The following is an 11295-nucleotide window of genomic DNA, read 5'->3' as shown; positions in this document are numbered from 1 at the left end:
ACCCCGGTCATCTCCTCAGGTGTCACACCAGCTCAACGACACCCACGAGCAAACAGACACGCCACTCACGAGTGAAGCTGACCAAGCCCTACTAGGGCGTGTTTCGAAAGTGGCGTCGTCTGCCCGAAGGGCAGGCCCGGCGGCGTCCGGTGCGTGCGATCGCAAGGCGGAGGGTCGCCCCGACACTGGTTGTACCGGGGTGACCCCGACAACACGGCTGGGGGTGCCCCCTCCGGGGGAGTGCGTGCCGGACGCCGCCGGGCTGGGGGCACCCCCTCTGGGGGAGGGACTTTCGAAACACGCCCTAGTGGACCGACGCCACCGTCAACGCTTGGCGACGAACACGTGGGAGGCGATGTCCGCCTCCAGCTCGGCCGCCTCGCCGCCGCTGCCGACCAGCACGCCGCCGGCCGACTCCGTCACGCTCACCACCGAGCCCGGCTGCACGCCGGCCCGCCGCAGCGTGTACATCAGCTGCGCGTCCGTCTGGATCGGCTCGCCGATGCGGCGCACGACGACCGTCTTGCCCTCCAGACCCGGGTCGAGCTCGGCCAGCGACACCATGCCCTCGTCCAGGAAGGGATCGGCGATGTCCTTCTCCCCCAACTCCTCCAGTCCCGGGATGGGGTTGCCGTACGGCGACTCGGTGGGGTGACGCAGCAGCTCGAGGACCCGGCGCTCGACGGCCTCGCTCATCACGTGCTCCCAGCGGCACGCCTCCGCGTGGACCTGCTCCCACTCCAGGCCGATCACGTCGACGAGGAGGCACTCGGCCAGGCGGTGCTTGCGCATCACGCGCGTGGCGAGGCGGCGGCCCTCGTCCGTCAGCTCCAGGTGCCGGTCGCTGGCCACGGAGACCAGGCCGTCCCGCTCCATACGGGCCACCGTCTGGCTGACCGTCGGCCCGCTCTGGTCGAGCCGCTCGGCGATCCGGGCGCGCATGGGGACCACACCTTCCTCCTCCAGCTCGAGGATGGTGCGGAGATACATCTCCGTGGTGTCGATCAGTCCGGACATACGTGCCCCTCGATGAGATTGCCGGAGGCTGGACGGCTCTCCGGCTCGTGCGCTGGCCCTGGCCTCAATTCTGCCGGATACCTCTGACAAGCGTGCCTCGCCGCCGAAACGAGGGGGTTACGCCGGGCCGCCCCTTCCCCGGCCGTGTTGACAGGGCGCTGGTCCGGACCGCACGGTGATCCGCGACACGGACACGGACACCGGATTCGGCAAAGGGGCCCCTCGGATGAGTGACCGCACGCCCGCCGCGCAGTTCTTCGACGCCGCGATCGGCCTGTTGCAGCGGGTTCGCGACGAGGAGGCGGAGGCCGTGGAGGCCGCCGGTGTCCTCCTCGCCGACACCGTGGCCTCCGGGGGACGCCTGTTCGCCTTCGGCGCCGGCCACTCCTCCCTCGCCGCGCAGGACGTCGTCTATCGCGCGGGCGGCCTGGCCCTGATGAACCTGCTCGCGGTGCCGGGCGTCGTGGGCGTCGACGTCACGCCCGCCACCCTCGGCTCCGCCCTGGAGCGCGTCGACGGCCTGGCGGGCGCGGTCCTGGACACCTCGCCGGTGCGCGCGGGCGACGCCCTGGTGATCATCTCGCTGTCGGGCCGCAACGCCCTCCCGGTGGAGATGGCCCTCGACGCGCGCGCCCTGGGCGTGAAGGTCATCGGCGTGACCTCGGTGGCGTACGCCACCGGGACGACGTCCCGGCACCGGTCGGGGACGTTCCTGAAGGATCACTGCGACCTCGTCCTGGACTCGAAGATCGCCGTCGGGGACGCCGAGTTGACCCTCGACACCGTCCCCGCGCCCTTCGCGCCCGCCTCCACCGTCGTCACCACGGCCCTGCTCCAGGCGGTCATGGCCACCGCGGCCGCCTCCCTCGCGGAACGCGGCATCGAGCCCCCGCTGCTGCGCTCCGGCAACGTCGACGGCGGCCACGACTGGAACGGCCGGATCATGGACGAGTACCGGGACCGGATCTTCTACCGGCACTGAGAAGCCGCGCCCGCGGTGGTGGGCTCCCGCGCGTGTCAGACCTCGTCGCCGCTCCCGACGGGACCGACGGGACCGACGGGACCGGCGAGGTCGAGGGCGGCAGCCATCCGGACGGCGACGTCCTCGGCGTAGGTCGCGTCGGAGCGCTCGAAGGCCGTACGGCCCGCCGTGCGCAGGAACGTCACGACGCCCAGGGTGCGGCCGCGGCTGCGCAGGACCGCGCAGAGCGCGTGCACGGTGTCCTCGGGCCACTGCCGCGCCCTCGCCCACTCGCGGGCCCGCTCCGGCGCCCCCTTGCCCGCGGAGGCGCGCACCGAGCCGGCGCGGGCCACGCACTGGAGCGCCGGGTGGCTTTCCGCGTACCCCACGGGCAGCCCGGCGTGGCCGGTGAGGACGCTGGGGCCCGGTCCGCCCGAGGGGGTGGCCGCCACCCGCACCAGACGCGGCGGGGCGTCCGGCTCCCCGTCCGCCCGCGGCGCGCCGGCGACCCGGTCGATCACGGCGTGGTCGGCGAAGCCGGCGAGGGCGAAGTCGAGGTGGACGGTCGCCGCCTCCGCCGGGTCCTCGCACTCGGCGGCCGCCCGCGACGCCCGGTGCAGCTGGTTCGTCCGGAACCGCAGCAGGGCCGCCTCCTGCTCGACCTGCTTGGCCTCGGTGACGTCCTGGAACAGCCAGCCGACGCCGAGCGGCACCGGCTCCTCGGCGAGCGGGGAGGCGAGCCGCACGAAGCCGCTGCGCCAGCAGCGCCGCTTCTCGCCGTCCGGGGTCCGCACCCCCACCCACATCTCGGCGGGCGCGGGCGGGGCGCCCTCGGCGAGGACGTGCGTGAACGCGTTCTCCAGCTCCTCGACGCCCCGGGTGAGCAGGTCGCCCAGCGGACGGCCCAGGACCGCCGTACGGCCCGTGCCGAGCGCGCGGGCGGCGTGCGCGTTGACGACGGCGGGGCGCAGGTCGGCGTCGACGAGGACCACGCCCCAGGAGGCGTCCGCGAAGAGGGCCTCGCTCAGGGCGATGGAGCGCTCCAGGTCGATCTGGGTGTGCACCTCGCTGAACGCGCAGTACAGCCCGGCGGGTCTGCCGTCGGGGCCGCGGACGGCGGCGGACTGGGTGCGCACCAGGACCCGGCCGCCGTCCTTGGTGAGCAGCGCGAACTCGTGCACCTGCCGGCCGGGTGCCCGCATCGCGGCCATCAGCCGGCCCTCGATCTCCTCGGCGTCCGCCTCGCGCACCGCCCAGCCGGCGAAGCCGGGCCGGCCGACCGCCTCCGCGGCGGTCCAGCCGAGGATGCGCTCCGCCTCGCGGTTCCAGTGGGTGACGACGCCGTCGGCGTCGAAGGCGCACAGGGCCGCGTCCATCCCGTCGAGCAGCGCGGCGAGCAGGTCCGAGCCGTCCGGACCCTCCGGGCCGGGCCGCTCGGGCTCGTCCGGTCCCAGTTCGTCGGTGGTCCCACTACGGCGGGAAGCGCTCACCCGGACCCCCTCAGCTTCGCTCGCGTGCCCTCATTGAACTTGAACGTGACGCAGCCCACACATGGTTCCCGCAAGATTGCCGGGGAATCGTCGTACGCCGGTCCCGCCGGGTACGCCCCGGTCCGCTAGAGCGCCGCCAGCCGCAGGTCGACCCAGATGTCGTCCTCGCCGTCCAGCGCGTACCGCTCCGTCTCGACGAACCCGCGCGCCGTGGCGAACCGCAGGCCGTCCTCGTTGACGGCCAGCACGCACGTCTCCACCGCCCGGGCGCCCAGCACGCGCGCGTGGGCGAGACCGTTCTCGTACAGCGCGGTGCCGTGTCCGCGGCGGCGGTACGGCGGCAGCACGCGCGCGATGACGGTGGCCACCGCCTCCTCGCCCGCCGGGGGCCGCAGCGTGGAGCAGCCGACGAGGACGTCGCCGAGGTAGGCGTTCTCCAGGCGGTGGCGGTCGGCACGCGCGCGTGCCTCGTCGAGGGACATGGCGGCCGGGGGCACGACCGTGTTGTGGACGTGCCGCCACTGCTCGAGCATGGCCGCACCGGCGACCGGCGCGATGCGAAGACGAAGATCGGTCACGGCACCAGGCAACCGTGCGGCGGGACGGCCGTCAACGCAGTTGCGGGTCCGGCCCCGGTTCCTGCCGCGCGGGGCGGCGGGCGTCCACCTCGATCTCGATCCTCATCCGCGGGTCGGCCAGCCCGCACACCATCATCGTGGCCGCCGGCCGCACCTCGCCGAAACAGCCGCGCAGCACCGGCCAGCAGGGCTCGAAGTCGGCCCGGTCGGGCAGCAGGTAGCGCACCCGCACGACGTCCGCGAAAGCGCATCCGGCCTCCGCCAGCGCGGCCCCGATGTTGCGCAGGCACTGCTCGGCCTGCTCGACCACGTCGTCCGAGATGGTCATCGTCGCGTAGTCGTAGCCGGTCGTCCCCGACACGTGCACCCGGTCGCCGTCGACGACGGCCCGCGCGTACCCGATCTGCTCCTCGAAGGGGGAGCCGCTGAGGACGGCGCGCCGCTCGGCCATGGGTGAGGTCATGCGGGAACGCTAGGTGAGCGGCGCACGCACGTCCACCGGTCTCCTGGACGGGCCTCAGGAAAAAATGGTTGAACGGACGGCGGGACGTTTCTTAAGGTGGCGAGCACACGAGAAGGGAGGTGGTTCGGCGAATGTACGAGAACCGGACGCGTGAGGTGGCTGCGGGCTAGCGGCCCGTCACCACACCGAGTGCGGTGCCGGACCCGCACGTGAAAGGCGCGTGCAGCCGGCCCAATCCCAGCAGTCACCCGACCCGCGAGTCGCCGGTACGTCCGGCCGGCCCTCCCCGGAGGACCAGACTCGCGGGTCGTCTGCGTTCCCCGGCCGCCACCGGGCCTCCGCCGGTCGAGCCGGCCGAGGCGGCCGAGGCGACCGAGGCGGCCCAGCCTGCCGAGGCGACCGAGCCGACCGACCGTGGATTCTTCGGTACGTGACGCACGCCACGCACGAATGCGCGGGCGGGGAGTACCCTGACCGCATGCTTTCGCTCGTTCGGCGCCGCCACGTGGACTACGTCCGCGTCACGAGCATGGGCTGTCGACGCTCCCTCTGAGCCGTCCGGCCCCCTTCGCGGTTCGGCAACCGCCCGTGTTCCCCCCTTCTTCTCTGCCCACCTGGCACCCGTGCGCCCGCCCCACCCACGGCGCTCGCGCGGGACCCGTACACCCCGCGGACGCACCATGACGAACGTGTCGACGAACCCGTCGTACCAGCAACTGCCGATCATCGATCTCTCCGCCGCCGACCGCGGGCCCGGGGCCCGGGAGCTGTTGCGCGCGCAACTGCACAGCGCCGCGCACGACGTGGGGTTCTTCCAGCTCGTGGGGCACGGGGTGAGCGAGGCGGAGACGGCGGCGCTGCTCTCCGCGATGCGGCGGTTCTTCGCACTGCCCGAGGCCGAGCGGCTCGCGATCGACAACGTGAACTCGCCGCACTTCCGGGGCTACACGCGCACCGGTGACGAGCGGACCGGGGGCTGGCAGGACTGGCGGGACCAGCTGGACATCGGGGCGGAGCGGCCGGCGCGGGTGCCGGGGCCCGGGGAGCCCGCGTACTGGTGGCTGGAGGGACCCAACCAGTGGCCCGCCGGACTGCCCGAGCTGCGGGTGGCCGCGCTGCGGTGGGTCGAGCGGCTCAGCGGCGTCGCGCAGCGGCTGCTGCACGAGCTGCTCGCCTCGATCGGGGCGCCCGCGGACTTCTACGACCCGGTGTTCGGGGAGCGGGCGCACCCGCATCTGAAGCTGGTGCGCTATCCGGGGAGCGCCGGCGACGGAGCCGGCCAGGGGGTGGGGGCCCACAAGGACTACGGGTTCCTGACGCTGCTGCTCCAGGACCGGGTGGGCGGGCTCCAGGTGCAGCGGGAGGACGGACTCTTCCATGACGTCCCGCCGCTGCCCGGGGCGTTCGTCGTCAACCTCGGTGAGCTGCTGGAGGTGGCGACGAACGGGTACCTGGTGGCCACCAACCACCGGGTGGTGTCGCCGCCGAGTGCGGTCGAGCGGTTCTCCGTGCCGTTCTTCTACAACCCGCGCCTCGACGCACGGGTGGAGCCGCTGCCCTTCCCGTACGCCTCCGCCGCGCCCGGCGTGACTGACGATCCGGCCAATCCGCTGTTCGCCGAGTACGGCTTCAACGAGCTGAAGGGCAAGCTGCGGGCCCATCCGCTGGTGGCCGAGCGGCATCACGCGGAGCTGCTCAGCCCCGCGTGACGGCCGCCCGGGCGGGTCAGTGGGCGGTGTCGGCGATGCCCGTGTTGTCGGCGATGTCCGCGTATCCCTCGATCTCCTGGGGGCCGCGGGAGCCGGGGCCGGTGTAGCGGGCGGAGGGGCGGACGAGGCGGCCGGTGCGCTTCTGCTCCAGGATGTGCGCCGACCAGCCGGCGGTGCGGGCGCACGTGAACATCGACGTGAACATGTGGGCGGGGACCTCGGCGAAGTCGAGGACGATGGCCGCCCAGAACTCCACGTTGGTCGCCAGGACCCGGTCCGGGCGACGGGCGTGGAGTTCGGCGAGGGCTGCCTTCTCCAGGGCCTCGGCGACCTCGAAGCGCGGCGCTCCCAGTTCGCGGGCGGTGCGGCGCAGCACGCGGGCGCGGGGGTCCTCGGCCCGGTAGACGCGGTGGCCGAAGCCCATGAGGCGTTCGCCCTTGTCGAGGGCCTGCTTGACGTAGGCCTCGGCGTCGCCGGTGCGCTCGATCTCCTCGATCATGCCGAGGACGCGCGAGGGGGCGCCGCCGTGCAGCGGGCCGGACATGGCCCCGACCGCGCCGGAGAGGGCGGCGGCGACGTCCGCGCCGGTGGAGGCGATGACGCGGGCGGTGAAGGTGGAGGCGTTCATGCCGTGCTCGGCGGCGGAGGTCCAGTAGGCGTCGACCGCGGCGACGTGCTTGGGGTCGGGCTCGCCGCGCCAGCGGATCATGAACCGCTCGACGACGGACCGGGCCTTGTCGATCTCGCTCTGCGGGACCATGGGACGGCCCTGTCCACGGGCGGACTGGGCGACGTAGGACAGCGCCATGACGGCGGCGCGGGCGAGGTCCTCGCGGGCCTGCTCGGCGTCGATGTCGAGGAGCGGCTTGAGACCCCAGACGGGGGCGAGCATGGCGAGCGCGGACTGGACGTCGACGCGGATGTCACCGGAGTGGACAGGGATGGGGAACGGCTCGGCGGGCGGCAGTCCGGGGTTGAAGGCGCCGTCGACCAGCAGGCCCCACACGTTGCCGAAGGAGACGTGGCCGACGAGGTCCTCGATGTCGACGCCCCGGTACCGGAGTGCGCCGCCCTCCTTGTCCGGTTCGGCGATCTCCGTCTCGAACGCGACGACTCCTTCGAGTCCGGGTACGAAGTCGGACATCAGGCGGCTCCTCGTGATGTGTGCGACAGGTGGCGCCGGTGGATCCACGGTCCGTGCGGGGACTCGCGGTCCTGGGCGGTCACTCCGGTGATGCCCCGTGCACTCGGCGGTCACGCAACCGGGATGGCACAAGCACCATAACCCCGAGTGCCACCTTTGGGGAGATGTCGCGGCACTCAGTGCCATCTTCGGGTGGGCGGGGGACACTGCTGCCGACGGCTCCGGTGCGGCAAGATGACGGCGTGGACCATGCAGAAACCGTTTCTCCCGATCCCGCCTCCATGCGCAAGCAGTACCGGGCGGAAGGCCTCGACGAGGCCGATCTGGCCGCCACTCCCGTGGAGCAGTTCGCGCACTGGTTCCGGCAGGCCGCGGCGGAGGCGCACCTGTTCGAGCCCAACGCCATGATCGTCTCCACGGCGGACGCCCGGGGACGGCCCTCCTCCCGCACGGTGCTGCTGAAGCACTTCGACGCGCACGGCTTCGTCTTCTACACGAACTACGACTCCCGCAAGGGCCGCGAACTCGCGGAGAACCCGCACGTCAGCCTGCTGTTCCCATGGCACCCGGTGGCCCGGCAGGTCATCGTGCGGGGGGTGGCCCGGCGCACCGGGCGGGACGAGACGGCGGCGTACTTCCGGACCCGGCCGCACGGCTCCCAGCTCGGCGCGTGGGCGAGCGTGCAGTCCGCGGTGATCACGGCACGCGACGATCTCGACGCCTCCTACGCCGAGCTGGCGGCCCGCTACCCGGAGGGCGAGCAGGTGCCGGTGCCGCCGCACTGGGGCGGTTTCCGGGTGGTGCCGGAGTCGGTGGAGTTCTGGCAGGGCCGGGAGAACCGGCTGCACGACCGCCTGCGGTACGTGGCGGAGACGGACGGCGGCTGGCGGGTGGAGCGGCTCAGCCCCTGAGGGCGGGCCGCCTCGTCCCCGTGCTCGCGCGGCAGGGGGCGTTCACCGGCCGAGGTTCTGTTCCAGCAGGGCCGCCCACTGGGCGACGACCCGGTCGCGGCGGGGGCGGTCGTCGGTGAGGAGGTTCGCGAGGCCGAGGCCGCGGGCCATGTCGAGCAGGCCCTGGACGGTCTCGCGGACGCCGGGCCCGGACTCGTCGGCGCCGAGCAGGTCGACGGCTATGCGGTGGGTCTCGCGGCCGACGCGGGCCTCGAGTTCCGTGACGCGCGAGCGGAGCTGTTCCTCGTTGGAGGCGGCGACCCACAGGTGCAGGGCGGCCCGGAAGAGGGGGCCGGTGTAGAGGTCGACGAGGGCGGACACGACGGCGCGCCGGTCACCCGCCGCGCCCTGCGGGAACAGGGCGCGCAGGGCGAGGGAGCGTTCCTCGGCGACGTATTCGACGGCGGCGGTGAAGAGGTCCTCGCGGGTGGGGAAGTGGTGCTGGGCGGCGCCGCGGGAGACGCCCGCCCGTTCCGCGACGACGGAGACCGTGGAGCCCGCCCAGCCGTGTTCGGCGAGGCACGCCACGGCGGCTTCCAGGAGCCGCTGCCGGGTGGCCCGGCTGCGGTCCTGCTTGGGGGCGCGGTCGCGGTCGACCGGGCTCACAACACCCATGCGGGTTCCCGTCGTTCGAGAAAGGCCGTCATTCCCTCGCGGGCCTGCGGGGAGGCGAACAGGCGGGCGGAGAGCGCGGTGAGATCGGCCGCGTCCCGCTCGAACGCCTCCAGCACCCTAACCGTGAGCAGTCGTTTCGTCTCGGCCAGGCCTTGGGGTGCGGCCTTGCGCAGGCCGTCGAGGACGGGGGCGAGCACGGCGTCGACGTCGTCGGCGGCCGCGGTGAGCAGGCCGATGCGGGCCGCCTCGAAGGCGTCGAAGCGTTCGCCGGTGAGGTAGTAGCGGGAAAGGGCCCGGGGGTCGGTGCGCGGCAGGAGCGGCAGGGAGATGACGGCCGGGGCCACCCCGATGCGGACCTCGGTGAAGGCGAACGTCGACGCGGTGGAGGCGGCGGTGATGTCGCAGGCGGCGAGGAGGCCGAGGCCGCCGGCGCGGACGTGTCCGGTGACACGGGCGACGACCGGTCTGGGCAGCTCGACGAGCTGTCGCAGCAGGGCGACGAAGGCGTCCGGGTCGGGCGGGTCGCGCAGGTCGGCGCCGGCGCAGAAGGTGCCGCCGGTGTGGGTGAGGACGACCGCGCGGACCCCGGGGTCCGCGGCGCAGTCGGCGAGCGCGGCGGCGAGTTCCGCGACGAGGGCGGCGGAGAGGGCGTTGCGGGTGTCGACGGCGTCGAGGCTGAGTGTCTGGACACCGCGGTCACGGGTGCGGCCGATCGGCACGGTCATGGGCGCTTCCTCCGGTGCGGTCATGGGCGCTTCCTCAGTTCGCGGCGCAGGATCTTCCCCGAGGCGGCCCGGGGGACGGCGTCGACGAAGGTGACGAGGCGGACGCGTTTGTACGGGGCGACGCGTTCGGCGACGTGCATCGCGACCTCGCCCTCGGAGAGGCCGGGGGCGGTCGGCTGGCGGACCACGTACGCGTGCGGCACCTCGTTGCCGTCGTCGTCGTACTCGCCGACGACGGCGGCGTCGGCGACGCCGGGGTGGGTGAGGAGCAGGGCCTCCAGTTCGGCGGGGGCCACCTGGAAGCCCTTGTACTTGATGAGTTCCTTGACCCGGTCGACGACGAACAGCCAGCCTCCCCCGCTCCCGGCTTCGCTCGGGCGGGAGGTGCCCCCGCCGTCGACGCGGCCGATGTCGCCGGTGTGCAGCCAGCCGTCGGCGTCGATCATGGCGGCGGTGGCGTCGGGGCGGCCCAGGTAGCCCTTCATGACCTGGGGGCCGCGGATGAGGATCTCGCCGGCTTCGCCGACGCCGAGGTCCTTGCCGGGGTCGTCGAGGGAGACGATGCGCATCTCGGTGCCGGCGATGAGCCTGCCGACGGTGCCGGCGGGGGCCTCGTCCATGGCGTCCAGGGGGACGACGTGGGTGCCGGGCGACAGTTCCGTCATGCCGTAGGCCTGGCCGACGGACGGCAGGTTCAGGCGGGCGGCGCAGGCGGCGGCGAGGCCGGCGTCCAGGGGGGCGGCGGCGCTGATGACGTACCGCAGGGACGACAGGTCGTACTGGGCGACCGCCGGGTGTTTGGCGAGGGCGAGGACGATCGGCGGGGCCACGTACAGGCCGGTGATGCGGTGGTTCTGGACGGCCGCGAGGAACGTCTCCAGGTCGAAGCGGGGCAGGACGACGACGGTGGCGCCCTTGCGCAGCGGCGCGTTCATGAGGGCCGTGAGGCCGTAGATGTGGAAGAAGGGGAGCACCGCCAGGATGCGGTCGCCGGGCCCCGCCGTGATCGCCGGTTCGAGCTGGGCGAGGTTGGTGGCGATCTGCCGGTGGGTGAGCATCACGCCCTTGGGGACGCCCGTGGTGCCCGAGGAGTAGGGCAGGGCGGCGACGTCCTCGACGGGGTCGATGGCGACCTGCGGCTCGGGGGCGGCGGAGGCGAGCATGTCGATGAGCGAGCGGTGGCCGGGGGCGCTGTCGCAGACGAAGATCTCCTGGACGCCGCCCGCCAGTTCGGCCGCCCGGCGGGCCGTCTCCAGCAGCGGGGAGACGGTGACGATCCAGCGGGCCGTCGCGTCGCCGAGCTGCTTGGCGAACTCCTCGGCGGTGGCGAGCGGGTGCACGGTGGTGACGGTGGCCCCCGCGCGCGTGGCGGCGTAGAACGCCATCGGGAAGGCGATGGTGTTGGGGCTGTGCAGGGCGAGGACGTCGCCCTTGCGGACGCCGGCCTCGGCGAGGGCGGCGGCGATCCGCCGGTGGAACCGGTCCACCTGCTCGTAGGTGAGGGTGGTGCCGTCGGTGCCGTCGACGAGGGCGGGCAGGTCGCCGAAGTCGGCGGCCCGGCCCAGCACGGCTTCGTGGATAGGGAGTTCTACGGGCGGGACGTCTGCGTACGCGCTGCGGAACACGGTTCCTCCTCGCTGCCC

11 protein-coding genes are annotated in these 11295 nt (G+C 73.5%); 3 read left to right on the top strand and 8 right to left on the bottom strand.

What is annotated here, in order from left to right; all coding sequences use genetic code 11:
• Positions 1-324 precede the first annotated feature (324 nt).
• A complete protein-coding gene (locus ACIP5W_RS17095; protein WP_401473302.1) occupies positions 325-1017 on the bottom strand; it encodes a metal-dependent transcriptional regulator in 693 nt (230 codons plus the stop codon).
• A gap of 226 nt (positions 1018-1243) precedes the next feature.
• Here ACIP5W_RS17095 and ACIP5W_RS17090 point away from each other — a divergent pair, with 226 nt between their 5' ends.
• Positions 1244-1999 (top strand): SIS domain-containing protein, encoded by a 756-nt coding sequence (locus tag ACIP5W_RS17090; protein ID WP_401473299.1) that lies wholly within the window; start codon positions 1244-1246, stop codon positions 1997-1999.
• 35 nt (positions 2000-2034) lie between these two features.
• Here ACIP5W_RS17090 and ACIP5W_RS17085 read toward each other — a convergent pair whose 3' ends face one another.
• From ACIP5W_RS17085 to ACIP5W_RS17075, 3 genes are all read right to left on the bottom strand, one after another.
• Positions 2035-3468, bottom strand: coding sequence for a PAS domain-containing protein (locus tag ACIP5W_RS17085; RefSeq protein ID WP_401473296.1), 1434 nt, complete (start codon positions 3466-3468; stop codon positions 2035-2037).
• Between the two features lie 125 nt (positions 3469-3593).
• Positions 3594-4046 (bottom strand): GNAT family N-acetyltransferase, encoded by a 453-nt coding sequence (locus ACIP5W_RS17080; RefSeq protein ID WP_401473293.1) that lies wholly within the window; start codon positions 4044-4046, stop codon positions 3594-3596.
• 31 nt (positions 4047-4077) lie between these two features.
• On the bottom strand, positions 4078-4509 hold the full coding sequence (locus ACIP5W_RS17075; protein ID WP_401473290.1) for a RidA family protein: 432 nt from the start codon (positions 4507-4509) through the stop codon (positions 4078-4080).
• A 680-nt stretch (positions 4510-5189) separates the two neighbouring features.
• Between ACIP5W_RS17075 and ACIP5W_RS17070 the strand changes: the two genes are divergently transcribed.
• Positions 5190-6218, top strand: a complete 1029-nt coding sequence (locus tag ACIP5W_RS17070) for an isopenicillin N synthase family dioxygenase (RefSeq protein WP_401473288.1) — start codon at positions 5190-5192, stop codon at positions 6216-6218.
• A gap of 16 nt (positions 6219-6234) precedes the next feature.
• On the opposite strand, the gene ACIP5W_RS17065 is transcribed toward ACIP5W_RS17070, so the two are convergent.
• Positions 6235-7362: a citrate synthase 2 gene (locus ACIP5W_RS17065; protein WP_401473285.1), complete on the bottom strand. Its 1128-nt coding sequence runs from the start codon at positions 7360-7362 to the stop codon at positions 6235-6237.
• Positions 7363-7643: 281 nt separating this feature from the next.
• Between ACIP5W_RS17065 and pdxH the strand changes: the two genes are divergently transcribed.
• A complete protein-coding gene (gene pdxH / locus ACIP5W_RS17060) occupies positions 7644-8273 on the top strand; it encodes a pyridoxamine 5'-phosphate oxidase (RefSeq protein WP_401473341.1) in 630 nt (209 codons plus the stop codon).
• 42 nt (positions 8274-8315) lie between these two features.
• Here pdxH and ACIP5W_RS17055 read toward each other — a convergent pair whose 3' ends face one another.
• The 3 genes from ACIP5W_RS17055 to ACIP5W_RS17045 are packed head-to-tail and all read right to left on the bottom strand — an operon-like array spanning position 8316 to position 11277.
• Complete coding sequence (locus ACIP5W_RS17055) at positions 8316-8927, bottom strand: TetR/AcrR family transcriptional regulator (protein WP_401473282.1); 612 nt, start codon at positions 8925-8927, stop codon at positions 8316-8318.
• Positions 8915-9652: an enoyl-CoA hydratase family protein gene (locus tag ACIP5W_RS17050; protein WP_401473338.1), complete on the bottom strand. Its 738-nt coding sequence runs from the start codon at positions 9650-9652 to the stop codon at positions 8915-8917. Before ACIP5W_RS17050 ends, ACIP5W_RS17055 begins: the two co-directional genes overlap by 13 nt.
• Before the next feature lie 20 nt (positions 9653-9672).
• A complete protein-coding gene (locus ACIP5W_RS17045) occupies positions 9673-11277 on the bottom strand; it encodes a 4-coumarate--CoA ligase family protein (protein WP_401473279.1) in 1605 nt (534 codons plus the stop codon).
• Between the last annotated feature and the right edge of the window lie 18 nt (positions 11278-11295).

This window comes from Streptomyces sp. NPDC088766 (assembly GCF_044750845.1).
Classification (GTDB): domain Bacteria; phylum Actinomycetota; class Actinomycetes; order Streptomycetales; family Streptomycetaceae; genus Streptomyces.
Note: the sequence above shows the minus strand (reverse complement) of the source record. Positions and strands in the feature narration are given on the sequence as shown.

What these genes read in the sequence shown, in the direction of transcription:
- ACIP5W_RS17095 (WP_401473302.1), bottom strand. Translation starts at nt 1,017, where the DNA reads ATGTCCGGACTGATCGACACCACGGAGATGTATCTCCGCACCATCCTC.
- ACIP5W_RS17090 (WP_401473299.1), top strand. Translation starts at nt 1,244, where the DNA reads ATGAGTGACCGCACGCCCGCCGCGCAGTTCTTCGACGCCGCGATCGGC.
- ACIP5W_RS17075 (WP_401473290.1), bottom strand. Translation starts at nt 4,509, where the DNA reads ATGACCTCACCCATGGCCGAGCGGCGCGCCGTCCTCAGCGGCTCCCCC.
- ACIP5W_RS17070 (WP_401473288.1), top strand. Translation starts at nt 5,190, where the DNA reads ATGACGAACGTGTCGACGAACCCGTCGTACCAGCAACTGCCGATCATC.
- ACIP5W_RS17065 (WP_401473285.1), bottom strand. Translation starts at nt 7,362, where the DNA reads ATGTCCGACTTCGTACCCGGACTCGAAGGAGTCGTCGCGTTCGAGACG.
- pdxH (WP_401473341.1), top strand. Translation starts at nt 7,644, where the DNA reads ATGCGCAAGCAGTACCGGGCGGAAGGCCTCGACGAGGCCGATCTGGCC.
- ACIP5W_RS17055 (WP_401473282.1), bottom strand. Translation starts at nt 8,927, where the DNA reads ATGGGTGTTGTGAGCCCGGTCGACCGCGACCGCGCCCCCAAGCAGGAC.
- ACIP5W_RS17050 (WP_401473338.1), bottom strand. Translation starts at nt 9,652, where the DNA reads ATGACCGTGCCGATCGGCCGCACCCGTGACCGCGGTGTCCAGACACTC.